Raw genomic sequence first — 25,116 nt, 5'->3', positions numbered from 1 at the left:
GCGCCACACCTGAGGAGGAGTCGTGCCGGACCTGGTGCGTATCCGCGACAAGAGCACGGACACCGAGTACAGCGTTGGCGCCCGCCGGGCCGCCCAGCTCGTCGAGCGTGGCGGCGTCGAGCTGGTGACCGACGGCGACGCGGCGGACCGGCTGGGCCGTGCGCTGCCGGCCACGACCACCGCCCCCGCGGCCAGTGAGCCGGACCCGAGGGGCGAGACGGAGCCGGCTCCGTCGACCAGTGCCACCACCAAGAGCAAGAGCGCGAGCAAGGAGGAGACCCGATGACGTCCCCGCTGCCCACCTCGGTGCCGTCCGACGGCACCCTCCGCATCGACTTCGTGCCGACCATCACGACCCGTACCGCCCCGAAGGCGGCCACGGAACTGCTCGCCGCCGGGTCGCAGGAGCTGGCCGGGTACGTCACCGGCGACGGCTTCAACCCGTCCGGTGAGCAGGCCACCGTCACCGACGAGCGGATCGCCACCACGCAGACGTTCGAGCAGCCCGGCCGGAAGACCAAGAGCCTCAGCGTCACCTACGTGCACAACCCGGACGACCCGACGAACAACGAGGCGTACCTGACCCTCGAAGAGGGCACGACCGGGTACATCGTCACCCGGTACGGGGTGCCGCGCGGGCAGACGTACGCGGCCGGCGACATCGTGGACGTGTGGCCAATCAAGGCCGGCGAGCCGCTGAAGCAGTGGAACGGCGCGAACAGCGTGCACACCGTCACCCAGCGGCTGTTCGTCGTCGGCGACGTGGTCATCGACGCGGTGGCGGCGGCGTGAGCGACGTCGACGCGATCCTCACCGGGGCGCGGCTGCCGGAGGACCGGGTGCCGGTGTGCACCCGAGCCGACCTGGTCGCCGAGTGGAAGCGCCTCGGCCAGGACCTCACCGCCGCGGCGGTGAAGAACGCCGCCGACCCGCGTATCGGCGGCAGCGGCACCGGCGAGGTGGCCGCCCGCATGGAGGCGCTGAGGTCGGAGATCGAGGCCAGCACCGTCGAGTTCCGGATCCGTGCCCTGCGCCGCAAGGTGTGGAACGACCTCGCCGACGCGCACCCGCCCCGCAAGACCGGCGGCAAGGTACACCCCGAAGATGAGTCGCTGGGCGCCAACCGGTCGACGTTCCTGCCCGCCCTGGTGCGGGCATCCACGGTCGCCCCGACGCTGGCCGACGAGACGTGGGAGGCGTTGCTCGACCCCGACGGTGAGCTGCTGTCGGAGCAGCAGTGGCGGCGGCTGTGGCGGGCCTGCTGGAACCTCAACGTCGCGGAGATCGACATCCCTTTCTCCGTCGCCGGATTGCTGACGAGCCCGGGTTCCGGCAGCGGATCCGGCTCGCCCGAACCCTCGGAGTAGCGCCCCGCCGGCTGGAGGGATGGGAGCCGACCACCGTCTACGAGCACGACGAGGGCGGCCGGCTGGTGCGGTCGACGCCGGAGTCGGAGTGGAACGACCAGCAGGTGGCCCTGCTCGTCGCTCTCGACGAGTACGAGGCGGCCCTGTGTCGCCGCTGCGGGCACCTGCTCGAGGAGACGACCCGGCCGGAGCACGACTACAACAACCCGCTGGCCACAGCCGTCTACCTGCCCGCCCCGGGCACGCCGGTGCAGTGCCACTGCTGCGCCGCCCTGGAGCGCTCCGAGCAGCAGACCAACGCGCAGAACCCGCAGCACCCAGGGGCGATCCTGCACGCCGTCCAGCTCGTGCCGAGGAGGTGACCGGTGACCCGCACCGTCAAGGTCGGACTCGACGTCGCCGAACAGCCGTTCGTTCGCGGGATGGGCCGGGCGGCGGACGCAGCCGACAAGCTGGACGACGCCCTCGACGACGTCGCCGAGTCGGCGAAGGACACCACCACCAGCACCGATCGGGCCAAGGAGTCGACCGAGGATCTCGGTGACGCGGCGAAGGACACCGGGAAGGATTTGGACCGGCTCCGGGCCGACGCGGCACGCCTGGACCGGCAGATCGACGAGACGACGGACACGATCCGCGAACTGGCCAGGGCTATCGCTGCCGCGTCGGATGAGGCGGAGCGGGCGGACCTGGCCGAGAAGCTGGCCGCCGCCCGGGTGAAGCAGCGGTCGCAGGTCGACCTACGCAAGCTCATCGACGTCAAGGACGACGATGGCGCGGCCTCGGACATGGGTGCCGAGCTGGCCAGCCAGGTGTCCCTGTCGTTCGCGGCCCGGCTGGGCCCGCTGCTGGCTCGGGCGCCGATGGCCGGAATGAACCCGGCGGTGCTGGCGATCGGTGCCCCTATCGTGGCCGGGCTGGCGACGCTGGTCGGTACCGCCGTGGGTGGCGCGATCATCGGCGGTGTCGGTATCGGCGGCGTGGTCGGCGGCATCAAGCTGGCGGCAAAGGACCCGGCGGTCAAGGCTGCCGGCATGGAGCTGGGGCAGGACCTGTCAGAGGTGCTGGGTCGGGCGTCGTCAGCGTTCATCCCGGAAACCCTCAGCGCGATCGACGCCATCGGCGACCGAGTGGAGCGGTTGGAGCCCCAGTTCAATCGGGCGTTCAGCTCCGCGTCGAAGCTGGTGGAGCCGCTGCTGGATGGGCTGCTCGACGCAGGAGAGAACGCTCTGCCCGGGGTGATCGACGCGCTCGACGCGGCCGGCCCGGTCATCGACTCGATCGCTGGCGGGGCCCGGGACCTCGGGCAGGCCATCGGTGACGGCCTGTCCGACCTGGCCCCGATGGCCGACGAGGGTGCCCGCGCACTGGACGTGCTGTTCGGCGTCATGAAAGCCGGCGTTTGGGCCGCGTTTTCCCTGGTCGATGGCATGGCCAAGTTGTACAAGGTGGCGGAGCTGGTCGGCGCGTTGATGACGGGTGACGTAGCCCGATTTTGGGCGCTCGCCACCGCCCAGGATGGGGCGGCCTCTTCGTCGACCGACCTGTCCGGTGTGATCGGCGAACTGGGCACCCGGCTGCGCGCGACCGGCGAGGACGCGCAGAGCGGGGTGGACGCGGCCCGCGAGCTGAAGACCGCCTTCGACGAGCTGTTCGGCGGGGCGATGGGCTACGACCGCGCGGTCATCGCCTACAAGGACGGCGTCAAGGAACTCAACGCCGAGCTGCGCGACGGCAAGCGAACCCTCGACGAGAACACGGCTGCGGGTCGGGAGAACCGTACTGCGGTGCTCGACCAAATCGACAAGATCAAGGCGTTGCGGGACGCGCGGCTGGAGCAGGGTGAGGCGACCGACGTCGTCAACGGCAAGTACCAGTCGGAGATCGGCGCGATCCGCGAGAAGTTGAAGGCTCTCGGCTACGAGCAGTCCGAGATCGACAAGCTGATCGGCAAGTACGAGGCGATCCCCGGGCAGGTCACGACGAAGGTCACCGCGGACACGATCGCGGCCGAGAAGAACCTCGCGGACGTGCGGGACCTGCTGGCGAAGATCAAGTCGAAGAAGGTCGTGATCACCACCCAGCACAACCAGACCATCACCCGGTCGGAGGGCCGGAACGTGCCGATCGGGGACCTGGGTGGCCGGCGGTGGGGTGGAATCACGGAGCACGCCCAGTGGGGCGTGCTGCGGGAGGCGCAGATCGCCGCCCCAGTGTCTCCGGCCCGGTACGCGTGGGCGGAGCCGGCGACCGGAGGCGAGGCGTTCATCCCCCGGTACGGCGACCCTGATCGGTCCCTGGACATCCTGTCCCGGGCAGCCAGGTGGTACGGGCAGCAGGTGGTGCCGGCCACCGCAGGAGGAGGCAGCGGGGGCGGGACGGTCATCGAGAACCTCAACCTCCGCGCGTACAGCGACCGGTTCTCGTTGCAGCAGGTGCGGCAGGACCTGGCCATGTACGGGGTGCGGTGATGGCGCTGTCCGAGGGTCAGGTGCAGGTGCGGGATCTGGTGATGGGGCCGGGCACTCCGTACAGCGTGCAGGCCGGCTTCAATCCGTGGGCGCAGGCGGCCCGGGTGGACCAGTCCGACCGTCGGTCGTGGGATCACGGGTCGTGGTCGGGGGCGGAGTGGCGCGACGAAGTGGTGGTGCCGGTCCCGGTGCTGGTGCAGGCCGGCGACCGGTCGGTGGCGGGTTGGATGACGGCGCAGCAGGCCTTGGCCGCCGCGTTCGCGCCGAGCCACACCGACATCGAGCTGCGGTGGTGTCTGGGTGGCGTCGAGTATGTGATGTTCGGCCGGCCCCGGGTGGTCGAGCCGGACCCGTCGCTGATCGGGCTGGGCATGGCGTACACCCGGTGCGCGTTCGCCGCTCTCGATCCCCGGATCTACGGGGCGGAGCAGGTGGCGTCGACGCTGCTGCCGTCGTCGTCCGGTGGTCTGGTGTGGCCCGTGGCGTGGCCGGAGACGTGGCCGGCGGTGGTGACGTCCGGACGCATCCAGGCGTCCAACGAGGGCCGGGCCCCGACCCGGCCACGGCTGGTGATCTACGGGCCGGTGGAGGGGCCCCGGGTGACTCTGGTCGACACGGGTCAGACCCTGGCGTGGGACCTGACACTGACGGCCGGGCAGTGGTTGGACGTGGAGACCGACCGGCGGACCAGCCTGATCAACGGGCAGGTCAGCCGCAGCGGCCAGATGACGTCGCGGGAGTGGTTCGAGCTGCCTCCCGGCACAACCGAGATCGCGTTCAACGCGAGCGTGCACAACCCAGACGCCGCCTTGTCGGTGGCCTGGCGGTCAGCGTGGTGAGGGGACGAACATGGCTGTGACGGCGTATCCGATGAACGCCTCAGGCGGCGTGCCGGCGTTCACCGCCCGGCAGGGGCGGCAGGCGTTCGCGGCGCTGATGATGGCCGGCGCTGGCGCGCTGCGCACCCGCAGCGGGTTCCGGCCGGGCGGTGCTCCGGCCGTGTCCGTAGACGCGACGACGTGGTCGGTGGGCCCATGGTCCGGCGTGATCAACGCCAACGCCACCGGGGTGCAGGCCCCGTACCTGGCGGCGTCGGACGGCACCGACACCGGCAGCATGACGGCGGCCGACGGCACGTACGCCCGCCGGGACATCCTCTACGTCCAGGTCGACGACACCGACGAGGACGCCTCCGGGCAGCGCCGTGGTCGCGTGCTGTACCTGGCCGGCACTGCGGCGGCGTCCCCGTCAGCTCCGGCGACGCCGGCCCGGTCGTTGCTGATCGGCGTGGTCGACGTGCCGAAGGTCGGCTCCGGCGTTCCGTCGTTCACGCCATCGCGGCTCTGGACGGTCGCCGCCGGCGGGATCGTGCCGGTGGGCAGCGCCGCCGAGCGGAACGGGCTGACCACGTACGACGGCCTGGTCGTCGAGCGCGGTGACCTCGGCGGTGATCTGGAGGTGTACGCCGCCGGTTGGCGGCCGGTGCAGAGCGACGCCGTCCTCAGCGAGCTGTGGTACGGGCAGGGACAGACGTACACGGTCCGCTCCAACACCGCGAACGGCCGCGCGGACATCGACGCGGCGCTGGCGCTGACGTTCACCGCCCCCGACACGGGGCGGGTGTGGATTGAACTGGAGGGCATGGCCGCGTCGACCGGCGTCGCCGCCGGCACCGGGACCTTCGGCACGTACTGGTGCCTGAAGGACAACAACGGCGGCGGCCTGGTCCCGAACTCGTCGGTGGCGATGCTGCCCACCGGCGACACGCAGGCCACCCGGCTGCGCTACTCCGCTCGGATCACCGGCCTCACCGCCGGGCAGTCGTACACCTACGTCTGGCAGCACTTCCGCGGTGCAGGCGCGAGCGGCACCGCCTGGTTCTACATCGGCGGCGGTTCGATCTACTCGCTGATGCGGGCGAGGCGGGCGACGTGACGCAGCCGGCCACCAACCTGGCGGACCGGTTGACGCTGATGCTGCCCCCGACACCGCCCGCACCGCAGCCGGTTCAGGTCACCTGGCTGGGCTGCGACCTGCGCACCGGCGACGTCGTGGAGGAGTTGCCCGCAGTCACCCCGGCGGGGCCGCTGGCCCGCCGGCTGGGCACGTACAGCAGCACCGGGTTCCGCCTCGACCTGGCCGGCGCACCGCCGTCGTGGGAGGCGGCCACCGACCCCGGCCGCACCATGCTGGTGTGCGTCGCCGACGGGCTGCCCGTGTGGGTCGGCATCGTGCTGACCCGAGCCGGCGGATCGGCCGGAAGTGTGACGCTCGGCTGCGTCACCCCGGAGGCATACTTCGACCGCCGGTACGCCCAGACTCACACCTGGACGCAGCAGGACGAGGCGTCAGTGATCGCGTCGGGGCTGATCGGCGACACCCAGATCGACGGCCTGGGCCTCACCATCGACGCGCCACCCACCGGCACGACCCGGGACCGCACCTACCTCGACGACGACGACGCGACCGTGTTGTCTCGGCTGTCGGAGCTGATGGACGTCGACGGCGGCCCGGAGTGGACCGTCGACCTGCGCTGGCGCGACGCCACCGAAACGTCGGTGGAGCTGGTTGCCCGCGTCCGCAAGAAGATCGGCGTGCAGTCGACGCCACCGGGAGTGGTGTTCACCTTCCCGGGCGACGTCAAGGAGTACAACCTCTTCGAGTCCTACGAGCAGGGCAAGGGCGCGACCGTCACCCGGGCCCGCGGGCAGGGTGAGGGCGACACCCGGTACACCTCGGCGGACCAGGTGGCGTCAGACCTGATCGCCGCCGGCTGGCCCCGCTATGAGCACCGGTGGACCCCGTCCACCTCCATCACCAGCACCGACACCCTGAACGCGCACGCGGCCGGCGCCCTGGCGCTGATGCGGGCGGGCGTCCGGGTGTGGTCGGTGAGCGCGGTCGCCTCTCGGGCGCCACGGCTCGGCCGGGACTGGGTCCTCGGCGACGTCGTCGGCCTGCACGTCATCACGTCGCCCCGCCACCCGGCTGGTGTCACCGTCACCGCCCGGGCGTGGGGCTGGGAATGGGACACCGCCGGCGACGTGATCCGGCCGATCATGGCGGAGGACGGCTGATGGTGTCGCGGGCAGACCAGATCGAGACGGACCCGCTGAGGGCCCTGTACGCGCGGCTCAACGCCCTGGAGGCGGAGGTGCGGGAGTTGCGTGCCGGCCGGCGGCTGGAGGCCGCGACGGTCGGAGCCGGAGGCCTGGCGGTCACCGGCGGCGGCACGGTCCAGGTGACCGCCGGCGGCCAGGTGATCGTCTACGACGAGCAGGGCAACGGGATGATCCGCCTGGGCCAGGTGCCCTTCGGGGACGGCAGTACCAAGCCCGGTCTGGTGGCCTTCCGCTCGACCGCCGAGGGCGGCACGGTGGCCATGACCCTGTTCGACGGCGTCTGGGCGGTGTGGGACCGGCAGTCCAACATGGTCATGAGCACCGACGAGGTGTCCGGGCAGGGCATCGCCCGGCCGTGGCTGCCAGTCACCTGGGCGGGCATCGACTACACGCAGTGGCCCGGCACCACCAACGCGGCCTTCGCCGCCATCGTGGAAACCCTGCTGCCCCGCCAGCAGCCCCGGATCTACCTGCGGATCCGCCACACCACGGACGCGTCCGGCACAACGGGCGAGCTGCGGGTGATGTGCAACGGGGTCCAGCTCGGCACCACCATCGCTGTGGCGTTCGCGCAGGGGATCACCGACATCGGGCCGGTCGCCCTACCGCCCGCCGCGTTCGGGGCGATCATGGGTCTGTCCGTGGACGGACGCCGCACCGCCGGCGCGGGCGTGGTCCGCGCGACGGTGACGGCGTCCTGGACTCAACAGTCCTAGTTCGGCGCGGACGTAGCCGGGCAGCGCGGGTTGATGCCCACCTCTTGCGGCAGGCACTCCATGCCAGCCGGGGGCGGCGGCGGGGGCAGCGCGGGCGGCGTCTCCACACCCTCCGGCGCGGAATTGCCGGGCGGCGCCGGCGGCTCGGTGGCCGGATCCGCCGGGTCGGTATCGGTCACGGTCTTCCCCGTCCCCTTCTCTTTGCCCGTAGAACGGGTCTTGCCGCCGGCCGCCGCTTCGCTAGGCGAGGGAATCGGCGCGGCGGTGGCGCTGGTGGGCGTGGCGGTCGCCGTTGGCGTGCTGCTGGCCTCGTCGGACACGGTACGCACGTCCTGCCGCGCGGGCTCTTGGCCGCCGACGAGGGACACCGCGGTCACCCCGCCGATCACCCCAGCGGCCGCGAGCGCGGCGAAGCCAACCGCGAAGGTCCTGGTCTTCGTCATCACGAGATCCAGTGTGAGCCTTCGATGCCACCAACAGCGTCGGCCGACTGACTGAATGTGAGGAGATGATCTGGATGACAACCGCGCCGAAGGTACTGCTGGCGGTGCGCACGCTGCTGCTCGACCACCTCGGGCCCCATGGCCTGGAACCAGCCGCCGTCGGCATCGTCGGCGACCCGGCCCACCGCGGCGGGTATCACTGCGGTGAGGACCGGGTGATCAGGCGGTCCGGGCGGATCGACGACTACTCGGTCGTCGAGTCGACCCGCGACCGGGCGGGATTGACCCTCGACGCCTCCGCCCTGGACGTCGGCCAGTTCAGCGTCCGAGCGGCCGGCCGCACCCACGACCTGCGGACGTTCTCCACCTGGTGCGTAGCGCAGTGCGATGACGGGGCACCGGACACGCTCGACATCCGGGAGATCATCTACAGCCCGGACGGGCGGACAGTCCGGCGGTGGGACCGTCTCGGCCGGCGCAGCAGCGGCGACTCCAGTCACCTGTGGCATACCCACTTCAGCTTCTTCCGCGACGCGATCCGGGCCGGCCGCGCCCAGACGCCGCTGTTCCGCCGCTACCTGACCACCATCGGCCTACTGGAGGACCCCGACGTGAGTGCAGCCGACGTCTTCACGCACCCCATCCCGAACGACGTGACGGGCAAGAAGGTCGCCTTCGAGACGTACGTCCGCTCCTTCAACAACTCGCTCTCGCGGCTGGAGGCGACCACCCGGGAGGCGCTGCGGACCAGCCAGGCCGCGCTCGCCGCCGCGCAGGGCGTCGACCTCGGGGGCATCGAGACCCTGATTCGGGAGACGTCGGCCGCCGACGCCGTCCGGGACCAGGCGCTGGCCGAGCTGATCCGGCAGGGGCAGTCCGGGGAACTGGCCGTGGACGAGCTGCTGCGCCGGCTCGGTGAGGTGCTCACCACCGGCACCGCCCCGGCGCAGGGCTGAGCTCCGGTGGCGACCATCATCGTCACCGGCCGCCACCGCCCTCACGAGGTGATGTTCCTCGTCCTGTCCGCCGCCGCAGGCACCCTGTTCGCGTCCGGGGCGAAACCACCGACCAGCCTGGAGCGGCTGGTCGCCCCCTGGGTGCTGTGGACCTGGTACCTGCTGCTGCTCGGCTCCGGGGTGATCGGCCTGGTGTCCATCGCCCTGCCAGACGCCTACCGGGCGCTGGTGCTGGAACTGGCGGCCATGCACGGGCAGACGGCGGCACCGGTGCTGTACGGGCTGGCGCTGCTGGCCGGCGGATCGGGTGCGGCCGGGTTCGCCGTCGCGTTCTGTTTCGCGTGGGCGGGCGCGTCGGCGTGGCGTGGCTGGCAGGTGTGGCAGGGCATGCGGGTGCTCAGGCAGGCAGGAGACACAGGGTGACGAACATCTGGGCGCTGCTCGCGGCGGCCGTCGGCGGCGGAGGGCTCGCCGGGGTGGTCGGCACCCTGATCACGGGCGTGATGGGCCGGCCGAAGACCCGGGCGGACGCGGTCGCCCTGCTCACCGACAGCGCGCTCAAGCAGGTCAACGAGCTGCAAGAACGAACGGCGGAGGCGGAGCGGGAAGCCCTCGCCGCCCGTCAGCAGATGCGGGAGCTGACCGGGGAGATCGACGCCGCGGTGGCGACGCTGAGGACGTGGCGGTCGGCGATCCTGTCGACGCCCGGTGTGCCTGAGTCGCTGCTGGTGATGGTCCGCAACCCAGGCGGCGCCATCAACGGCCGCCACCTGTAGCTCAGCGCCCCCGGTGCTCGTGCCGGTCCTGCGTGACCTGCCCGCACTCGGGCCGCCGGCACCGCCACTGCCTCCCCATCACCCCGCACCCGGGCTCCGGGCACCCGCCCCACCCCGGGTTGGTCTCCGGCCGCCCTGCCGCGTCCACGTGACCGGCCGGGCACACCTCGGGGATCTCCGCCCACCCGGCGGGGACCTTCCTGTATCGCACCACCTCACGACCGTACCCAGGAGGCACCCATGACCAAGATCCCCTCGATCGACGCCCCGTCGGAGCCGCTGCTGAGCGTCGGCACCATCACGGCGGCGGTGACCGCCGTCATCGCGCTGCTGACCGCGTACGGCCTGCCGGTGTCCGACGGCCAGCAGAGCGCGATCCTCGGCGTGGTGGCCGTGCTCGCCCCGCTGGTGGTCGCGGCGATCGCCCGGGGCCGGGTGTGGTCCCCGGCGACCGTGGCGCGGGTGGCGGGGCCGCGCCGGTAGACCCGGCCGACCGCGAGCGCCCTCACCGCCTGGTGGGGGCGCTTCGTCGTCACCGGTTCTTGCACCATTCCGCGTACGCCGTCGCCAGTGCCGCGTCTACCGTGCCCGGCGCCCACGTCTGCCCGCAGCCGATGAACGCCTTGGTCAGCGCATCCTCCCGGGACAGCTTCGGGGCGCCCTTCGGCGCGATCTTCAGGTATGCCTCGTACGGGTCGTCCTGTGGACCGGTTGGTGCCGCCGAGGTGGCCGGTGGCGTGGTGGTCGAGGGTGCCTCGCTGCCGCCGCAGCCGGCCAGGGTGACGACGGCGAGGGCTAGGGCGAGGGCTGCGAGGTGGCGGGTACGGCGCATGCCGGGCACCGTACCGTGTCCGGTATGGACACCGACCGCAACAACCCGGCGCCGCTGCCACCGGGGGACATCCACTTCGACGGGCAGGTGATCAGCGCGGGCGGGGTGCCGCTCGCTCCGGGCCGGTACGCGGTGGGCGACACCGGTGCCGAGCTGGTGGTCGCCGAGCCCGGCCCTGACGACGGCGAGTAGCCCGTACGACAGCGCCCCGCTCTCCCTGGTGGGAGGGCGGGGCGCTGTGCTGTGTCCGGGCCCGGACTGCCGGTGGCCTGCCGACCGGTGCCGCCCCACCGCCCTCGGGTGTGGCCGGCGGCTGGAGGGTGGCCGCGCCGACCTCGTCAGGATGCCCGGCGCGGGCCGAGCGCGACCCGGGCCTGTGGACGACGCGGCTGGCTGTGGATAACCGCCTGATCATCCACCGTTTGTGGTATCGGCGTCCGCTCATCGAGAACTAGACACCGCCGAGAAGATCCTGTCGCCCTTCGGGCCGCTGTGGCACCCTGAGGTCATGACGACAGAGCTGCGAGTGACTCTGCCCGGTCCCGAAGGGTCGGCAGACGCACGGCGCTCCCTTGGCGTCCTCGAACGCTTTCTCGCCCTGCTAGGACAGCTTGAAGACGCCGTCCTGCAGAAGGATTCACCCAACGACCGCACGGCCTGGGGAATCACGGACGTCCGTCTCGGAAGCCTCGTCACCACGCTGGCCCCCAACCGCCTTGCCAGTGGGGCCAGCGCGATCACCATGAAGGAAGTCGCGGGCACCGCAGTCACCGGCCTGGCCGAGGCCGAGCAACACGAAGGGCTACCCGCTGGGTGGACACTGAAGGTCGCCAACGCAGCCGTGGAACTCGCGAAGCCGCTTGGGCTGCTGGCCGCTGACGGCCTGATGGTGGAACTCCTCCAGGAGGGTTCCCCCGCCCGGGTCATCCATGTGACCCGCCAAGTCGCCGAGAACCTCTCCACGGCGCTGAGGGTTCGCCGCCAGTCGATCGGATCGGTAATCGGCACGCTCGATGCCATAACCCTCCACGGGCAGCGGCGGGCCGGGCTCTGGCACGAGCGAACGAACCGACGCATCGAGGTGACGTTCACAGCGACCCAGATGGACCAGGTTCGAGCAGCGCTAGGCCAGCGCGTAGAGGTCTCCGGCCGACTGATCCGGGCCATCGACGACGAACTGCTCAGCGTCAAGCTGCGAGACCTAGAGATCCTGCCCAGCTCGCCTGCGACAGACCTCATCGGCCTGGACCCCGGCTTCACCAACGGCGCGGACCCAGTGGACTACGTGAGGGAGATCCGTGGCGCGTCCTGACAACCCCACGTCCGTCTACCTGGACTCCGACACCCTGATCTACGCCATCACGAAGAAGCCCGGGTATGAACCGGTCGCCGCGGTACTGCGGCTGGCGGAGGCTAGGAAACTTCAGGTCGTCATCTCGGACCTGTCGTACATCGAGGTCCGAGGCTGGGGCCTGGTCGACCCCTACCCGCCGGAACTCGATGAGCGGTGCTTGGCAGCACTGGACAGCCCGTCGTTGACCCGCGTCGAACTCTCCCGCGGGCTTGCCATCCGAGCTCGCCGGTATGCCTACGGTCGCAGCCTCGGCAACTACGACGCCCTGCACCTCGCGTCAGCCGTCGAGGCTGGGGCAGGAGTCCTCATGACCTGGGACAAGCGTCTTCTCAGGGCTCAGTACGTCGACGGCGTGTGGATTGAAGAGCCCTATCAACTGGGTGACCCAGCACTCTTCGACGCCTAGAACGAATCGCGCGACGACTCGGCCCCGGCCTCCTGGTGGAGGTCGGGGCCGCAGTGCGTCCGGGGCTCAGCGGCCGAGCCGGTCGGCCAGGTCGATGTCGAGGCGCTGCCACCACCGCAGCCGGCGGGCTGCGGCGTCCCGGCGCAGGGCGGCGGTCAGGTGTGCGCCGGTGTCGTCGGGCCACCGCCGGAGGGCGTCGGTCATCTCGGCCAGGCGGAGGCGGTAGACGAATCGGTGTTGGCGCAGGCTCTTGCTCATGGTCGGTCCTCTCGGTGCACTCAGGGGGGCGGGGTGGGGGCCGGCCGGGTGGTCAGGCCGCCAGGGCGAGGTGGGCCAGGATCGGCGCGGCCTGGGCGTCGGTGAGGTCGGCCAGGTCGGCGGCGCGGGCGTCGATGGCGGCCTGGCGGCGGTCGTAGCGGACGCAGGGGGCGCACAGCTCGGCGGTTCCGCCGTCGGCGACGGTTACCAGCTTCGCGTTCGGCTTGCCGCAGCCCTCGCAGTCGATGTTCGCCATGTCCGTCTCCCCTTGTCGATCCCGCTTTCTGTACCACAATAATAGGCAGGGGTGAGGCGTCCTCGCAACCTTCTGGCCCAACTTTCTGTGGTACGTTTTTAGGCATGGAAGAGCAGCCGAAACCTCGCCGAGGACGCCCCGCCACCGGCGTCACCCCTAAGCGCAACGTCCGCATCGGAGCGGCCTGGGACACCGCCGAGCAGCTCGCCGGCCAGCTCGGCCTTACCGTCACCGCCTACGTAGAGCAGGCCATCCGCGAGCACAATGCCCGGGTCGAGAAGAAGCTCCGCCAGGTCCCGGCTGAGTAGGAAGCGCTCCCACGCCCCCCAGACACACGAACGCCCCCGCTTGGCCTCTTGGCCGGCGGGGGCGTTTTCGTGTGTCTGGGGTCAGGCGGGAGGCTCGGGACGCTCCGGCAGCTCGGCGTCGGGCTCCCGCAGGTACCAAGCAATGAAGCGGCGGAGCACCTCAGACCGGTTCGTGCCGGCGAGCTTCGTGCGCTCAGCGAACTGTCGCCATAGGTCGCTGGCCACGCGGAAGCTCTGGAGTGATGTCCCCTTGCTCACGGTCGGAAGGGTGTCATAACGGCGCGGGGGATTGGGGCTTGCGGGTGTCATAACACCCACTGTACGGTGGGTGTCATAACACCCACAAGCCCCGGAGACGGGGCAGCCCCCGACCAGCGATTCGAGCGCCGGTCGAGGGCCTAGGACGACTGACTGGAGTCGACCATGACCCGCATCTTCCACCACGACGCCCCGGGCGCGCAGCCCGGCTACGAGTACACCGACCCGTCCGTCCTGGACGGCATCGCCACCAGCGCGTCCTGGGCGGACCCGGAGATGGACCCGGGCCGCATCGACTGGGCGAAGCGCCAGGCCGCCGCCGCGATCCCGTTCCGCGTGGTCGACGGCCGTCCGGTCGCCCCCGCGCCGACGACCGGCATCCGGTACGGCCGCAACCAGCTCGGCCACTGGGGTGAGCAGCAGTGCGCCGACGCGATCGTCACCGCCACCGCTGGCGGTCACCGCTGGATCGTCATGGTCGAGCGGTCGGACGGCCACGGGTGGGCGATCCCCGGTGGCTACGTCGAGCCGGGCGAGACGCCGGCCGCCGCCGCGATTCGGGAGCTGGGTGAGGAGACCGGTCTGCTGCTGTACCCCGACGACGGGGTGATGTGGCAGCCGATGCCGGCCCGCTACGTGCCGGACCCGCGCGCCTCGGACGAGGCGTGGATGGTCACCACCCCGGCCCGCGTCGACCTGGGCGTCATCGACGGCGGCGTGCTCTGCCTGCCGGTGCTGACCGCCGCTGACGACGCGCTTCGGGCCTGCTGGATCAGCGCCGACTCGTACGAGGCCCTCACCGGGCACCTGAGCGACATCTACGGCCGGCAGGTCTTCGCCGCCCACCGCGCGCTGCTCGCCGACGTCCTCGGCTGACGTACCTCCCCCCTCGCTTCCCCGCTCACCCCTCACCTGAGGAGGTGCCCGTCATGGGTGCCCGCATCGACCGCTGGGTCCGGCTGACCGTCGCCGCGTGCGCGCTCGCCGCCGGCCTAGCCGCCTACACCAACCACGTGACGCAGCCCTGCGCCCCGAACCTCGGCGCGGCCGGCATGTGCGTCCCGATCACGAGGTCCTGACATGGCCACCGACCCGACCAGCGGCAACCTGCCGCCCTACGACTGGACGACCAAACGCCCGACGCAGGACACCGACGCCGCCGCGGCGACGGTGCTCCGTGACGCCAGCAAGCCCCGGGAGGTCCGCCGATGAACGACCACCTGCTCCTGATCCTCAGTGGGGGCCTCGGCACCCCGACCGCCGTGTTCCTGGTCGCCCGAGCCCTAGTCCACGGCCACGGCGACCCGGCCGCCGCCGAGGCGTACTACGCCGCCCGCCGCGCCGAGCAGGCCGCCGCCGAGCGTGCGGCCCAGCTCGCCATCCTCCGCACCCGGCAGCGCACCGCGCTGCGCATGGCCCCGAAGGAGCTGACCCGATGACCGCCCCCACCGTGAACGGTGTGAAGTACCCGCAGCCCGTCAACGAGCTGCTGCCCCTGGCCCGGACCCTGGCTGCCGAGCTGGGCGAGGTGCCGTCGCGAAACCGGCTGATGCGCGAGTTCCGGATCGGTGCGCCGAAGGCCGATGAGCTGCGCGACCTGCTGGCCCGGGAACAGGTACGTGACGCGCTCGGCCTGGACCAGGACGTGCTCGCGGCGGCCACGGTCGACCAGGTGGCCGACGCCTTCGGCATCGACGGCGAGCAGGCCGAGCGGGTGCACGCCGTGGTCACCGGTGCTGGTGACCCGTGGGACTACGCCGAGCCGGTCGGCCCGGACCCCGCCGCTGAGCGGCACGAGCGGATGCGGGAGCACCTCCACGGGGAGCTGGAGAAGTCCAGGCAGGCCGGCCGGCTGGCGGGGTTCGGTATCCACCCGGACCCGGTCGACGTGCCCCTCGGACCCGCCGCCGAGCCGGCGCAGACCCGGGTGTCCGAGCCGACCGAACCCGCCCCGGTCGCGCCCCCGGAGCCCGCCGCCGCGCCGGTCTCGCTGGCCGTCGACGTCGCCCCGGCTGAGGTGCTGACCCCGGCGGACACCCGGGTACGGGCCGCAGTCGACCCCGCCCCGGAACCCGTCACGGCCCTCCCGGCCGCCGATGCGTCGCCCGAGGTCACGCCGGTCGGTCACCCGGGTACGGCCACCCCGCCCGCGCCCCGTCGGCGGGCCGTCGCCTGGCCGGTGATCCTGCTCGCCGCGCCCGCGTTCGTCGCCGTCTGGTCCGGCTGGGTCGGACTCGGCAAGCTCACCGGGTTCGGCATGGTCGACCTGCTGCCCGGCATCGTCAAGCCCGGGTCCTGGGCGACCATCGACAGCGCGATCACCCTCCCGATCGGCGTCGAGACGTACGGCGCGTTCGCGCTCTACGTGTGGCTGTCCGGGCGGGTGCCGCCCCGGGCACTCCGGTTCGCCCGCTGGTCGGCCATCGGGTCGCTTGTCGTCGGCGCGCTCGGACAGGTCGCCTACCACCTGCTCGTCGCCGCCGGCGTCACCTCGGCCCCATGGCAGATCACCACCGCCGTGGCGTGTCTGCCCGTAGCCGTGCTCGGCATGGGCGCCGCCCTGGCCCACCTGGTCCGTGAGGACGCCCGATGAGCAAGCCGCCCGAGGTCCCGAACACCATCACCGACCGGCAGTACGCCGACCTGTCCCGCCGGGCGGTGGCAGCCAACCCGCAGATGTTCACCGTCGCCGCGATCCGGCAGCGCAAGGCGTCCGCCGAGCAGCAGCGGAAGGCAGGGCAGAGCTGATGGGCCTGTTCGGAAACCGTAAGCCGCCGGCCGCGTCCGCCGCCGTGCACGTGCTCAACGAGCGCAGACCAGGCCTGACCGCCCTGTGCGGGGTGGACCTGACCGGTGAGCCGGAGCTGGCCGCCGGCACCACGGTGACCTGCCCGGCCTGCGCCAAGCGCAACCGCTGACCGCCCCCGTGGCCGCCGGCTCATCACCCGGCGACACGCGGGAGCGGCCAGACCACCTGGCAGCCACGACAGAGCGGAGAAGCACATGCCCAGCAAGGACGAGAAGCGCGCCGCCATCCAGCAGCACCAGGCCGCCCGGCGGCACCTGGAGCAGGTCAGCAGCAAGACCAAGGACGTGAACGACGAGTACCTGGCCGCCAACCGGGCCGTCATCGCCGCCGAGAAGAACGTCCCCTGGTACCGCCGCTGACCGCCCCCGTCGGGCACCCGCCCATCACCGGGTGCCCGCGCGGAGGCCGCCAGACCACCTGGACGGCACGACGAGAGGACATCGAGATGGGTCTGTTCGGCAAGAAGCCCCCGCCTCCCGCCCCGGCCGCCGACCGCCGCACGGTCATGAACCTGGTCAAGCTCGGGATGGCCGAGACGGACGCCGCTGACCGTGACATCGACAGCCCCGAGTTCGACGCGGCCAAGGTCCGCTTCGAGCGGGCGCTGCGCCAGGCACCCCCCGCGGAGCAGGCCGCTGCGGTCAACGCCCTGCGGCGGCACGGCTACTGACCAGCACGGGGCCCGGCCACCGTCCGGCCGGCCCCGCATCCCCAGCGAGTGAGGAAGACCATGACCGACCAGATCCAGCGCGACGACCTGGAGCCGATCATCCCCGCCCCCCGGCAGGACGAGCCGCAGTTCTACGAGCCGCGCGGCGAGCAGGTCGCCGTCGAGGTCGGCCAGGACACCGGGCGGCCCGTCGACCCGCCGCGCCAACACGTCGGCACCTTCGCCGACGTCACGTCCCGGTACAGCGGCCCGCGCAAGCCCATCGTCCCCGCGTCGCTGCGGTCCCAAGCCGGGCGGCACGCCATGGCGCAGTGGGCGGTTACGTTCGCCGGCTACACCCTCGCCTACCACGTGACCCGGTCCCCGAAGTACCTGGCCAAGGCCGCCATATTCGCGCCCTGGGGTGCAGTCCGGCTGTCGGGGAAAGCAATCGGCTGGACGTTCGACATGGAGGGCTTCGGCATCCGCCAGGACGCCGCCACCCGCAAGAACGTCGGCGACTACCTGGCCCTGTCCAAGCAGCGCGACCGCCGAGTCGGTGGCCGGCTCTGGGCGGCCGTCCCCGGGTTCCTGCTCCTCGTCGTCCTGGCGGGGCTGCTGGTCCTCGTGGCCCCGTGGTGGGGGCAGGCCCTCGCCTCCGCCGTCCTAATGCCGGTGCTCGCCTACGTCGGCCGGCCGCTCGACGCGCCGATCCTCGACCGGGTGTTCACCGCCGACCGGTTCATCCGCCTCACCGCCACCCTGACCAGGCAGGCGATCCTGGCCTGCAACATCAAGGGCATCAAGGACCCGAAGGACATCAAGTTCATCCACGACATCGCCCTGGCCGGCCCCGGCCATGAGGCCCTGGTCCTGCTGCCCCCCGGCGTACTCGCCACCGACGTCATCGACGAGCGGGAGCGGCTGGCGTCCGGCTTTCGCCTGCCGAAGACGCAGGTGTGGCCGTCGACCGTCCCCGCCGAGCACCCGGGGGTGCTGTCCATTTGGATCGCCCACAAGCCCGTGAGCAGCATGAAGGCCCCGCCGTGGCCGCTGCTGGAGGACGGCGGCTTCGACTACTTCGCCGACAAGTTCGTCTACGGCCACGACGAGCGGATGCGCCCGGTCTACTACTCCCTCGCCGAGAAGAACTCCCTGTTCGGGGGCATCCCCGGATCCGGGAAGACCCTCGCCGCCCGGGTGGTGCTGCTCGCCGCCGTCCTGGACCCGCTGGTCGTGCCGCTGACGTTCGACCTGAAGGGCAGCGGCGACCTCGACTGCTTCGAGCCGCTTTGCCCCACCGGCCTCTACGGGTCCGGTGCCGACGAGGGCACCAAAGCCGCAGCGATGGCCGCCCTGGAATGGCTGCTGACCGAATGCGACGAGCGAGCCCCTCTGGTCCGCAAGTACGCAGCTCAGGGCATGAACACCGCCAACAAGGTCAACCGGAGGATGGCCGAGCACGACGCCCGGCTGCGGCCCCTGGTCCCGTTCTTCGACGAGATCCAGGAACTGATCACCGACCCGAAGCACGGCAAGCGGGCGAAGTTCCTACTCACGTCCATCGTCAAGCGGGGCCGCGCGCTGGGCATCCACCTGATCCTCGCCTCGCAGCGCATCGACAAGGAGTCCATCCCGAAGGGCATCAGCAGCAACATCGCCCTGCGCACCTGCCTCGCGGTCACCTCCCACGTCGAGGTCAACCTGGTGCTGGGCACCGGCGCGTACGCCGCCGGCGCCCGGCCCACCGAGTTCGAGCCGGGCGACTCCACCGGCCCGAAGGATTCCGGGTGGGGGTACCACGCGGGTGACGGACCCATCCGGCCCCGCCGGTCGTCGTACGTCGACAATCCGGCCGCCGCCCAGGTGGTGAAGCGGGCCCTGGAGATGCGCCACGGCGAGCAGCCCGTCGAGGTGCCGCGTATCGCCCTGCGAAACCTGCTCGCCGACGTGCGGCAGGTGTGGTTCGAGGGTGAGGACGCCATCTGGTCGGAGCTGATCGTGCCCCGGCTCCAACAGCTCGACGCCGACGCGTACGGGGATCTGACCGTCGAGGTGTTCGGTGCGTGGATGGCCCGGGCGGGCGTGCAGACCGAGTCGCTGAACCGACGGATCGACTCCAGCTCGACGAAGCGGGCCACCCGGGCGGGCGTGAAACTGGCCGCCCTGGAGGACCGGATCGCTGAGAAAACCGCCGAGACGATCACCTCCACGGACCTCGCTGAGGTCGAGGACTGATAGCCCCTGCTAGGGCTAGTGCTAGCCCCTCCCCTAGGGGTGCTGAGCAGGGAAGTAGCCGCTAGACCCACCCACCGCCGGAACCCCCGAAACGGCCCCCTGGAGGCGCTGTGAGAGGCACGTTGACCGCTGCCGCTATCGCCCTGATCCTCGCCCTGACGTGGGCGGTCAGGCTCACCCTGTTCCCGCTCGCCGACTGCTGGTGCTGCAACGGGCAGGGGGTGCACCGGTCGAAGTCGAACCCGAAGCACTCGCGCCGCTGCTGGTGGTGCAAATCCACGGGGAAGCGGTGGCGGATGGGCCGCCGCGTCTGGGACCGGATGCGCCAGAAGCACCGAGACGCCCACTGACCGCAACAAGCCGCCCCCGACGCTGGTCGGGGGCGGTCGTGCGTCCAGGGTCAGGCCCTCACACGCACCGGCGTCACCGCACGCCGCGGCTGCGTCCGGACCACCGCCGGCGCCGGCCGCTGTACGTGCAGCCCGGCCGTCCGCGCGTACACCTCCCGCCGGGCGGTCGCCTCACTGGACGGCCCGAGCACGTAGCCGGTCAGCCAGATCCAGCCGTGGTACGTCGGCTGGTCGGACACCGACACCAGCCGGAAGGTGAGGGCGCGGTCCCCGGCGAACTGCACGGAGGCGCAGGCGTCGATCCGGAGCACCGTGCCGGGGCGGAGGTCCCCCGGTGCGGCGCCGGCCGGATGCCCGACGGTCACGGCAGCAGCCCGGCGATGCCGGCGGCGAGGAGCACCAGGACCAGGGCGGCGCACAGCCAGCCGATCAGGTACTGCCGGCGGGTCAGGGCCGGCGCGGGCGGGGCGGTAGGCGGCTGCGGGACGCCCAGGCCGTCAGGCACCGGGGGCGGGCCGCCCTGGACCGGGGTCGCGCCCGGCAGCGGGCCGGTGTGCGGACGCTCATCCATGGTGCCTCCATCGCGGGGGAGGATTGCCGGGCGGAGCAGCACGGGGGTGCAGCCCCACCCAGGTCACCGACCATATACGCATATGCGCGGAGCCCCGTATCCGTACATGTACCGGCGTGTCCGTACCGTCCCGACCGTGATCAACCGGTCCTCTCGGGACCCTGCCTATCAGCAGCTCGCCGACCTGCTGCGCGCGGACATCGCCACGGGCCGCATCCGGCCCGGCCAGCTGCTGCCGTACGAGGGCCGGCTGGCCCAGGAGCACGGTCTCGGCCGGCAGACGGTCCGCTCGGCCCTCGACGTCCTGCGACGCGAGGGGCTCGTCATCACCGAGCGCGGATACGGTACGCGGGTGGCAGAGCAGCAGGACCGCCAGGTAATCCGGGTGCCGCGGGGTGCGCTGATTCGGTTCCGAATGCCCACCGAGGCGGAGCGGGCGGAGCACGGCATCGAGGCCGGCAGCGTGGTGCCGGTGGCCGACGTGTGGCTGGGCGGCCGGCTACGTGGCACGTACGTGGGTGACCGGACCGACCTGACCACGGCGTGATCGGCGATCTTGGGCGCTGTTAGTCCCCTACGTCCGCTTATCCTGACTCGCCGTAGTTGGCAGATGACGCGACAGATTCCGGCCGGACAGGGGCGCGGAACCGGGGCAAGTCGCGCAATCCGAAGAAATGCAAATAGAGCAACGTCTCTTTGCCGAATCTTTCTTCGTGCAACTTGCATCGACGGAGAGTAGAAATCTCACTTCACGCAATTCCCACGGGGAGGAACCATGGACGACCCCCATCGCCGCACCACGATCCGGCTCGCGATCGCCCGACAGCGCGACACCGAAGACGAAGAGCGGCGCCAGCGTCAACGCTACGGCCCAGGCCCGATCCACCTCAGCCTCGTCATCGCCGCCGGCGCGCTGGCCATGCTCCTCTGGCTCGTCCTCGCCTTCAATCTGGGCAGCCACGGCGGCGACCCCGCCACCTACACCCACGCCGTGCTCGTATCCTTCGCCGTCATCCCGGCCATCGGGTGCCTCCAGGCGATCGCCAGCTACCACGCCGAGAAGCGCGCCGCCCGCCGGCACGACGAGGTCATCGTCATCGCCGACGCGCTGCGACTCCAGCTCGCCAGCCAGGACGCGAACCTCGACCCGGAGAGCGCCGCCGCCGTCCGGCGCATCAGCCTCCGCCTGCTCAACGGAACCGACGACTGAACACGGAGAGATATTAGAGCTTTGTGATCTCCCACGCTTGTCGGTAATGTTCTGACCGCGCCGGAATGGCGGCGCACCGCCCAGAGCAACACCCTGGTGGCCAACTTCAAGGTCGCCTCCACCGCCCGTCGGCTCGACCGGGACAGCGGCCGGTGGGTCGACGGCAACAGCCTTCGGGTCCGCGTCAACTGCTGGCGCAAGCTGGCCGAGGGGGTCGCCTCCTCGGTGATGGTCGGCGATCCGGTCGTGGTGGCCGGCCGCCTCTACACCCGGGACTGGACCGACGAGGCCGGCAACCACCGCACCCTCTACGAGCTGGAGGCGGTCGCGGTCGGGCACGACCTGGCCCGGGGGCGGGGGCGGTTCCTGCGCAACCGGCCGACCATGGCCACCAGCACGGTCGAGGACGCCGAGGCGGAGACCCGGGTGCACGGGGAGCCGACCGAGCGGGTCCCGCAGGGGCAGGCGCCCGTCTCGCCGGCCGACCGCCCCTTCGACGAGGACTTCGAGCCGGGCGGCTTCGACCAGGCCCGGGGCTCGTTCGACGCCCCGCGTGCCGGGCGGGGCCTGGCCGGCAGCCCCGACTTCGAGGACCTGGCGGGAGACCCCTTCGACGACCGGGCCGACCCTGCCGACGACGAGCTGACGGAGCCGGGCGTCGACGGCGGGGACGACCTGTCCCCACTGCCTGACGGCGAGGGACCCTCCGGCGAGGTCGCCCGGGCCGGTGAGGTCGGCCTGTCGGCCCAGGGCGGTCCGGGCGACCCGGAACCGTCCGGCGGGGAGCCGGACGGGGTGACCCCCGACCGCCGGGGCAGGCGGGGCCGTGGACGGGTCCCGGTGCCCGCCTGACGATCGGCCGAGGCGCTCGACGGGCTGGCACGGGGCAGCCCGTCGAGCGTCGTCCGCCCCGATCCGCCGCCACTTCCGCGATCCCGACGGATCGTTGCTGGAGCTGATCAGTTGCCGGTGACGGGCGGCCGGAACGCGTCGATGTGGTCGGCGAGGAAGTCATCGAACGTGTGCGGTGCGCGTCCGGTGAGATCCGCTACGGCGGTGGTCGGGCTGCCCCAGGCGCCGGACGCCAGGTAGGCCATCGTCTCGACAGCCTCCGTCGCCATGCCCGCAGGCAGGCCGTAGCGGTCGATCAGGCGGCCCGACATGGCCTCGGGCGTCAGGTCGACATAGCGGATGTGGCGGCCGAGCGTGGCCGAGAACCGGGCGGCGATGTCGTCGTGGGTCAGTCCTTCCGGCCCGGTCAGCACGAACGTCTCGTCGTCACCGATCGGTCGGGTCAGCAGCGCCGCCGCGCATCCGGCGATGTCCCGGCAGTCGACATGGGCGATCGCGCCGTCGCCGTACGCGCCGAAGAACTGCCCGCCCTCGGCGATGTCGGCCGCGTCGCCGAGGAAGTTCTGCATGAAACCGTTGGGCCTGAGCACTGCCCACGGGACGCCCGACCTCCTGAGGTGTTCCTCGATCTCGCCGTGCCAGCCGCGGGCGAGCCCGGCCGTCGGCGCCGCGTCCTGCACCGACACCTTGACGATCTGGCGGACACCGGCGGCGCGGGCGGCGTCGATCGCGTCGGTCTGCTGGCGCACCAGGGACGGGCCGGCGCTCGTGTTGAGGAAGAGGCGGTCGACGCCGGCGAGGGCCGCCGCGACGCTGTCCGGCCGGTCGAAGTCGCCGACCACGAATTCGCAGCCCAGCGCCTCGCCCCGGGCGGGGTCGCGGACGAACGCTCGGGCCGGCGTGCCGGCCTCGCCGAGCTGGCGGAGCAGGTGACGGCCGATGAGGCCGGTGGCACCGGAGACGAGGATCACGTCGACCTCCACAAACGGATGATCAGCTTCCGCTTACGACGGTAACGTACCGGAAGACAATCGTCCAGTTATTCTCGGCGATGTGACAACCTCCGACGCCCCCCCGCTGCGCGCGGACGCCCGCCGCAACCGGGAACGGATCGTGGCGGCCGCTCGTGAACTCTTCGCCGAGGCTGGCGCGGGCGTGCCGATGGAGGAGATCGCCCGCCGCGCACAGGTGGGCGTGGGCACCCTCTACCGGCGGTTTCCGGAGCGGGACGAACTCGTTCGCGCGGTGGCCACCGACTACATCGAGCGGCTGGCCACGCTGACCCGGGCCGCCGCGGACGAGGAGCCCGACGCGTGGCGGGCGCTGCGTCGACTGGTCCGGCGGTTCGCCGAGCCGCAGTTGGGCGCGCTGTCCGCAGCGTTGAAGGTCGCGCTGCCGGACGCGTTCATCGCCGACCCCGACCTGTCACAGGCCCGACTGCACTGGATCGCGCAGGTGGACGAGCTGGTCCACGCGGCACAGGCCGATGGTGCCCTGCGGCCGGACGTCGGCACCGGCGACCTGATCCTGCTGATCAGCCTGCTCACCTGCCACCTGCCCGAACTCCCCGTCCACCTGGGACGGTCGCTGCCTGCCCGATACCTGGAACTGACGCTCGACGGCCTCGCCGCACCGTCGGCGGCACCGCTGCCAGGTGTGCCGGTCGCTGCCAGTGACCTCGGCGCGGCCTCCGAAGGCGTTACCCGGGGAGCGACATAGGTCCGCCGTCGGAGGCGTCGTAACCCCGTCCGGGAGTCGCTTCCGGGTGGGAAATCCGACCAGCGCGGGGTCGGCGTCAACCACCGCGGCTAGGCTGGCCGGCCGGAGGTGGTAGCGAGTGCGGCAGTCGGTCGCCGTGGCCAACGCGGCAGGTCTGGTGGTGGGGTACGCCCTGGACTCCCTCCTCGGCGACCCCCGGCGGTGGCATCCCGTGGCCGGGTTCGGCCGGGCTGCCGGGGCGCTGGAACAGCGCGTGTACCGGCCGGACCGTACCGCTGGTGTGGTGTTCACCGCGCTCGCCGTCGGTGTGCCGGTGCTGGTCGGTGCGGCGGCGACGGTGGCCACCCGGCACCGGCCGGTCGGCCGGGCCGTGCTGATGGCCGCCGCCACCTGGACCGTGCTCGGCGGGCGCACCCTGCGCCACGAGTCGAAGGTGATGGGCCGGGCGCTGCGCGGCGGGGACCTGCCGACGGCCCGCCGCCGCCTGGGGCACCTGTGCGGGCGGGACCCGTCGACGCTCGACGAGGCGGAGCTGGCCCGCGCCACCGTCGAGTCGGTCGCCGAGAACACCTCCGACGCGGTGGTGGCGCCGCTGCTGTGGGGGGCGGTCGCCGGCCTGCCCGGCCTGCTCGGCTACCGCGCGGCCAACACCCTCGACGCGATGGTCGGTCACCGGTCGCCCCGGTACGCCCGGTTCGGCACCCCGGCGGCCCGCCTCGACGACGTGCTCAACATCGTTCCGGCCCGGCTGACCGGGCTGCTCACGATCGCGGTCGCCCCGACCGCGCACGGCGACCGGGGCCGGGCGTGGCGGGTCTGGCTGCGGGACCGCAACGACCATCCCAGCCCGAACGCCGGGCAGTGCGAGGCGGCGATGGCCGGGGCGCTCGGCGTGCGGCTCGGCGGGCGCAACATCTACTTCGGGCGGTCGGAGGTGCGGCCGTACCTGGGCGACGGGCCCCGCCCCGAGGCGCGGCACCTGAAGCGGGCCGCGAGGATCTCCGGCGCGGTCGGGCTGGCCGCGCTCGGCGTGGCCGCCGCGTACCCGGTGACTGTGGGTCGACTGGCCGGCGCGGTCGCGAGAGCGGGTTGGCGGGACTCACGGCTCACGGCCACGCTGGGCAATACCGCAGGGAGTGCGGTCCGCCGCCCCCCACCCCCCACCCCCGTTCTCGAGCGGTGCAAATTCAGAGAA

General features: G+C 72.0%; 39 protein-coding genes and 2 pseudogenes. 33 read left to right on the top strand and 8 right to left on the bottom strand.

Annotated features, from left to right (window positions below):
- The first annotated feature begins 22 nt into the window (after nt 1–22).
- The 9 genes from GVV04_RS04760 to GVV04_RS04720 all read left to right on the top strand — a co-directional run bounded on the left by GVV04_RS04760 (nt 23) and on the right by GVV04_RS04720 (nt 7,676).
- On the top strand, nt 23–286 hold the full coding sequence (locus GVV04_RS04760; protein ID WP_161684883.1) for a hypothetical protein: 264 nt from the start codon (nt 23–25) through the stop codon (nt 284–286).
- Nucleotides 283–792 (top strand): phage tail tube protein, encoded by a 510-nt coding sequence (locus tag GVV04_RS04755; protein ID WP_161684882.1) that lies wholly within the window; start codon nt 283–285, stop codon nt 790–792. Before GVV04_RS04760 ends, GVV04_RS04755 begins: the two co-directional genes overlap by 4 nt.
- A complete protein-coding gene (locus GVV04_RS04750) occupies nt 789–1,367 on the top strand; it encodes a hypothetical protein (protein WP_161684881.1) in 579 nt (192 codons plus the stop codon). Before GVV04_RS04755 ends, GVV04_RS04750 begins: the two co-directional genes overlap by 4 nt.
- Nucleotides 1,368–1,432: 65 nt before the next feature.
- Nucleotides 1,433–1,729, top strand: a complete 297-nt coding sequence (locus GVV04_RS04745) for a hypothetical protein (protein WP_161684880.1) — start codon at nt 1,433–1,435, stop codon at nt 1,727–1,729.
- 3 nt (nt 1,730–1,732) lie between these two features.
- Nucleotides 1,733–3,838, top strand: a complete 2,106-nt coding sequence (locus GVV04_RS33850; protein ID WP_161684878.1) for a hypothetical protein — start codon at nt 1,733–1,735, stop codon at nt 3,836–3,838.
- The gene (locus GVV04_RS33845; RefSeq protein WP_161684876.1) at nt 3,838–4,677 is read left to right on the top strand and encodes a phage distal tail protein; all 840 of its coding nucleotides are present in this window, start codon (nt 3,838–3,840) and stop codon (nt 4,675–4,677) included. The genes GVV04_RS33850 and GVV04_RS33845 overlap by 1 nt, the downstream gene beginning before the upstream one ends.
- 10 nt (nt 4,678–4,687) lie before the next feature.
- On the top strand, nt 4,688–5,773 hold the full coding sequence (locus GVV04_RS04730; protein WP_161684874.1) for a hypothetical protein: 1,086 nt from the start codon (nt 4,688–4,690) through the stop codon (nt 5,771–5,773).
- Nucleotides 5,770–6,915 (top strand): hypothetical protein, encoded by a 1,146-nt coding sequence (locus GVV04_RS04725; protein WP_201752960.1) that lies wholly within the window; start codon nt 5,770–5,772, stop codon nt 6,913–6,915. The genes GVV04_RS04730 and GVV04_RS04725 overlap by 4 nt, the downstream gene beginning before the upstream one ends.
- A complete protein-coding gene (locus tag GVV04_RS04720; protein ID WP_161684872.1) occupies nt 6,915–7,676 on the top strand; it encodes a hypothetical protein in 762 nt (253 codons plus the stop codon). The genes GVV04_RS04725 and GVV04_RS04720 overlap by 1 nt, the downstream gene beginning before the upstream one ends.
- On the opposite strand, the gene GVV04_RS04715 is transcribed toward GVV04_RS04720, so the two are convergent.
- A complete protein-coding gene (locus GVV04_RS04715; RefSeq protein WP_161684870.1) occupies nt 7,673–8,122 on the bottom strand; it encodes a hypothetical protein in 450 nt (149 codons plus the stop codon). The two genes, GVV04_RS04720 and GVV04_RS04715, sit on opposite strands and share 4 nt — an antisense overlap.
- 71 nt (nt 8,123–8,193) lie before the next feature.
- On the opposite strand from GVV04_RS04715, the gene GVV04_RS32835 reads away from it, so the two are divergent.
- The 4 genes from GVV04_RS32835 to GVV04_RS04695 all read left to right on the top strand — a co-directional run bounded on the left by GVV04_RS32835 (nt 8,194) and on the right by GVV04_RS04695 (nt 10,334).
- Nucleotides 8,194–9,075 (top strand): hypothetical protein, encoded by an 882-nt coding sequence (locus GVV04_RS32835; protein WP_235965716.1) that lies wholly within the window; start codon nt 8,194–8,196, stop codon nt 9,073–9,075.
- A gap of 6 nt (nt 9,076–9,081) precedes the next feature.
- Nucleotides 9,082–9,498 carry a hypothetical protein gene (locus GVV04_RS04705; RefSeq protein ID WP_161684869.1) on the top strand — a complete coding sequence of 139 codons (417 nt, stop codon included), beginning with the start codon at nt 9,082–9,084 and terminating at the stop codon, nt 9,496–9,498.
- Complete coding sequence (locus tag GVV04_RS04700) at nt 9,495–9,851, top strand: hypothetical protein (RefSeq protein WP_161684867.1); 357 nt, start codon at nt 9,495–9,497, stop codon at nt 9,849–9,851. The genes GVV04_RS04705 and GVV04_RS04700 overlap by 4 nt, the downstream gene beginning before the upstream one ends.
- A 240-nt stretch (nt 9,852–10,091) precedes the next feature.
- Nucleotides 10,092–10,334: a hypothetical protein gene (locus GVV04_RS04695; protein ID WP_161684865.1), complete on the top strand. Its 243-nt coding sequence runs from the start codon at nt 10,092–10,094 to the stop codon at nt 10,332–10,334.
- A 49-nt stretch (nt 10,335–10,383) separates the two neighbouring features.
- On the opposite strand, the gene GVV04_RS04690 is transcribed toward GVV04_RS04695, so the two are convergent.
- Nucleotides 10,384–10,683: a hypothetical protein gene (locus tag GVV04_RS04690; protein ID WP_161684864.1), complete on the bottom strand. Its 300-nt coding sequence runs from the start codon at nt 10,681–10,683 to the stop codon at nt 10,384–10,386.
- A gap of 24 nt (nt 10,684–10,707) precedes the next feature.
- On the opposite strand from GVV04_RS04690, the gene GVV04_RS04685 reads away from it, so the two are divergent.
- From GVV04_RS04685 to GVV04_RS04675, 3 genes are all read left to right on the top strand, one after another.
- On the top strand, nt 10,708–10,875 hold the full coding sequence (locus tag GVV04_RS04685; protein WP_161684862.1) for a hypothetical protein: 168 nt from the start codon (nt 10,708–10,710) through the stop codon (nt 10,873–10,875).
- A 316-nt stretch (nt 10,876–11,191) separates the two neighbouring features.
- Nucleotides 11,192–11,995 (top strand): hypothetical protein, encoded by an 804-nt coding sequence (locus GVV04_RS04680; RefSeq protein ID WP_161684860.1) that lies wholly within the window; start codon nt 11,192–11,194, stop codon nt 11,993–11,995.
- Nucleotides 11,982–12,443 (top strand): type II toxin-antitoxin system VapC family toxin, encoded by a 462-nt coding sequence (locus GVV04_RS04675; RefSeq protein WP_161684858.1) that lies wholly within the window; start codon nt 11,982–11,984, stop codon nt 12,441–12,443. Before GVV04_RS04680 ends, GVV04_RS04675 begins: the two co-directional genes overlap by 14 nt.
- A gap of 66 nt (nt 12,444–12,509) precedes the next feature.
- Here the strand turns inward: GVV04_RS04675 and GVV04_RS04670 are convergent, their stop codons facing one another.
- Nucleotides 12,510–12,701, bottom strand: a complete 192-nt coding sequence (locus tag GVV04_RS04670) for a hypothetical protein (RefSeq protein WP_161684856.1) — start codon at nt 12,699–12,701, stop codon at nt 12,510–12,512.
- Between the two features lie 52 nt (nt 12,702–12,753).
- Nucleotides 12,754–12,957 carry a hypothetical protein gene (locus tag GVV04_RS04665; RefSeq protein ID WP_161684854.1) on the bottom strand — a complete coding sequence of 68 codons (204 nt, stop codon included), beginning with the start codon at nt 12,955–12,957 and terminating at the stop codon, nt 12,754–12,756.
- A 104-nt stretch (nt 12,958–13,061) separates the two neighbouring features.
- Here GVV04_RS04665 and GVV04_RS04660 point away from each other — a divergent pair, with 104 nt between their 5' ends.
- On the top strand, nt 13,062–13,265 hold the full coding sequence (locus tag GVV04_RS04660; protein ID WP_161684852.1) for a hypothetical protein: 204 nt from the start codon (nt 13,062–13,064) through the stop codon (nt 13,263–13,265).
- 81 nt (nt 13,266–13,346) lie between these two features.
- Here GVV04_RS04660 and GVV04_RS04655 read toward each other — a convergent pair whose 3' ends face one another.
- Entirely contained in the window at nt 13,347–13,523 is a 177-nt protein-coding gene (locus GVV04_RS04655) for a hypothetical protein (RefSeq protein ID WP_161684849.1), read from the bottom strand.
- 165 nt (nt 13,524–13,688) lie between these two features.
- Here GVV04_RS04655 and GVV04_RS04650 point away from each other — a divergent pair, with 165 nt between their 5' ends.
- The 11 genes from GVV04_RS04650 to GVV04_RS04610 all read left to right on the top strand — a co-directional run bounded on the left by GVV04_RS04650 (nt 13,689) and on the right by GVV04_RS04610 (nt 19,569).
- The gene (locus GVV04_RS04650) at nt 13,689–14,399 is read left to right on the top strand and encodes an NUDIX domain-containing protein (RefSeq protein WP_161684847.1); all 711 of its coding nucleotides are present in this window, start codon (nt 13,689–13,691) and stop codon (nt 14,397–14,399) included.
- A gap of 53 nt (nt 14,400–14,452) precedes the next feature.
- Complete coding sequence (locus GVV04_RS04645) at nt 14,453–14,602, top strand: hypothetical protein (RefSeq protein WP_161684845.1); 150 nt, start codon at nt 14,453–14,455, stop codon at nt 14,600–14,602.
- A gap of 1 nt (nt 14,603) precedes the next feature.
- Complete coding sequence (locus tag GVV04_RS33840) at nt 14,604–14,735, top strand: hypothetical protein (protein ID WP_268926234.1); 132 nt, start codon at nt 14,604–14,606, stop codon at nt 14,733–14,735.
- Nucleotides 14,732–14,962: a hypothetical protein gene (locus GVV04_RS04640; RefSeq protein WP_161684843.1), complete on the top strand. Its 231-nt coding sequence runs from the start codon at nt 14,732–14,734 to the stop codon at nt 14,960–14,962. Before GVV04_RS33840 ends, GVV04_RS04640 begins: the two co-directional genes overlap by 4 nt.
- A 362-nt stretch (nt 14,963–15,324) precedes the next feature.
- Entirely contained in the window at nt 15,325–16,116 is a 792-nt protein-coding gene (locus tag GVV04_RS32830) for an ABC transporter permease (RefSeq protein ID WP_235965753.1), read from the top strand.
- Nucleotides 16,113–16,271, top strand: coding sequence for a hypothetical protein (locus GVV04_RS32090; protein WP_201752959.1), 159 nt, complete (start codon nt 16,113–16,115; stop codon nt 16,269–16,271). The genes GVV04_RS32830 and GVV04_RS32090 overlap by 4 nt, the downstream gene beginning before the upstream one ends.
- Nucleotides 16,271–16,441 carry a hypothetical protein gene (locus tag GVV04_RS04625; RefSeq protein ID WP_161684841.1) on the top strand — a complete coding sequence of 57 codons (171 nt, stop codon included), beginning with the start codon at nt 16,271–16,273 and terminating at the stop codon, nt 16,439–16,441. The genes GVV04_RS32090 and GVV04_RS04625 overlap by 1 nt, the downstream gene beginning before the upstream one ends.
- 85 nt (nt 16,442–16,526) lie before the next feature.
- On the top strand, nt 16,527–16,691 hold the full coding sequence (locus tag GVV04_RS32085) for a hypothetical protein (RefSeq protein ID WP_201752958.1): 165 nt from the start codon (nt 16,527–16,529) through the stop codon (nt 16,689–16,691).
- An 86-nt stretch (nt 16,692–16,777) separates the two neighbouring features.
- Entirely contained in the window at nt 16,778–17,002 is a 225-nt protein-coding gene (locus tag GVV04_RS04620; protein ID WP_161684839.1) for a hypothetical protein, read from the top strand.
- A 60-nt stretch (nt 17,003–17,062) separates the two neighbouring features.
- The gene (locus GVV04_RS04615; RefSeq protein WP_161684837.1) at nt 17,063–19,219 is read left to right on the top strand and encodes an FtsK/SpoIIIE domain-containing protein; all 2,157 of its coding nucleotides are present in this window, start codon (nt 17,063–17,065) and stop codon (nt 19,217–19,219) included.
- Nucleotides 19,220–19,329: 110 nt separating this feature from the next.
- On the top strand, nt 19,330–19,569 hold the full coding sequence (locus tag GVV04_RS04610) for a hypothetical protein (RefSeq protein WP_161684835.1): 240 nt from the start codon (nt 19,330–19,332) through the stop codon (nt 19,567–19,569).
- 50 nt (nt 19,570–19,619) lie between these two features.
- Here GVV04_RS04610 and GVV04_RS04605 read toward each other — a convergent pair whose 3' ends face one another.
- Nucleotides 19,620–19,934 carry a hypothetical protein gene (locus GVV04_RS04605; protein ID WP_235965715.1) on the bottom strand — a complete coding sequence of 105 codons (315 nt, stop codon included), beginning with the start codon at nt 19,932–19,934 and terminating at the stop codon, nt 19,620–19,622.
- Nucleotides 19,931–20,140 carry a hypothetical protein gene (locus GVV04_RS04600; RefSeq protein ID WP_161684833.1) on the bottom strand — a complete coding sequence of 70 codons (210 nt, stop codon included), beginning with the start codon at nt 20,138–20,140 and terminating at the stop codon, nt 19,931–19,933. The genes GVV04_RS04605 and GVV04_RS04600 overlap by 4 nt, the downstream gene beginning before the upstream one ends.
- Before the next feature lie 136 nt (nt 20,141–20,276).
- On the opposite strand from GVV04_RS04600, the gene GVV04_RS04595 reads away from it, so the two are divergent.
- From GVV04_RS04595 to GVV04_RS04585, 3 genes and pseudogenes are all read left to right on the top strand, one after another.
- Nucleotides 20,277–20,687 (top strand): GntR family transcriptional regulator, encoded by a 411-nt coding sequence (locus GVV04_RS04595; RefSeq protein ID WP_161684831.1) that lies wholly within the window; start codon nt 20,277–20,279, stop codon nt 20,685–20,687.
- 228 nt (nt 20,688–20,915) lie between these two features.
- Entirely contained in the window at nt 20,916–21,350 is a 435-nt protein-coding gene (locus GVV04_RS04590) for a hypothetical protein (protein ID WP_161684829.1), read from the top strand.
- Nucleotides 21,351–21,383: 33 nt separating this feature from the next.
- Nucleotides 21,384–22,202 (top strand): annotated as a pseudogene (locus GVV04_RS04585) (single-stranded DNA-binding protein); the annotation flags it as partial.
- Nucleotides 22,203–22,309: 107 nt separating this feature from the next.
- Here the strand turns inward: GVV04_RS04585 and GVV04_RS04580 are convergent.
- The gene (locus GVV04_RS04580) at nt 22,310–23,185 is read right to left on the bottom strand and encodes an SDR family oxidoreductase (RefSeq protein WP_201752957.1); all 876 of its coding nucleotides are present in this window, start codon (nt 23,183–23,185) and stop codon (nt 22,310–22,312) included.
- 70 nt (nt 23,186–23,255) lie between these two features.
- Between GVV04_RS04580 and GVV04_RS04575 the strand changes: the two genes are divergently transcribed.
- Nucleotides 23,256–23,921, top strand: coding sequence for a TetR/AcrR family transcriptional regulator (locus GVV04_RS04575; protein ID WP_161684827.1), 666 nt, complete (start codon nt 23,256–23,258; stop codon nt 23,919–23,921).
- A 118-nt stretch (nt 23,922–24,039) separates the two neighbouring features.
- Nucleotides 24,040–25,008: pseudogene (locus GVV04_RS04570) on the top strand (cobalamin biosynthesis protein); the annotation flags it as partial.
- Nucleotides 25,009–25,116 lie beyond the last annotated feature (108 nt).

This window comes from Micromonospora rubida, assembly GCF_009908295.1.
Classification (GTDB): Bacteria; Actinomycetota; Actinomycetes; order Mycobacteriales; family Micromonosporaceae; genus Micromonospora; species Micromonospora rubida.
Note: the sequence above shows the minus strand (reverse complement) of the source record. Positions and strands in the feature narration are given on the sequence as shown.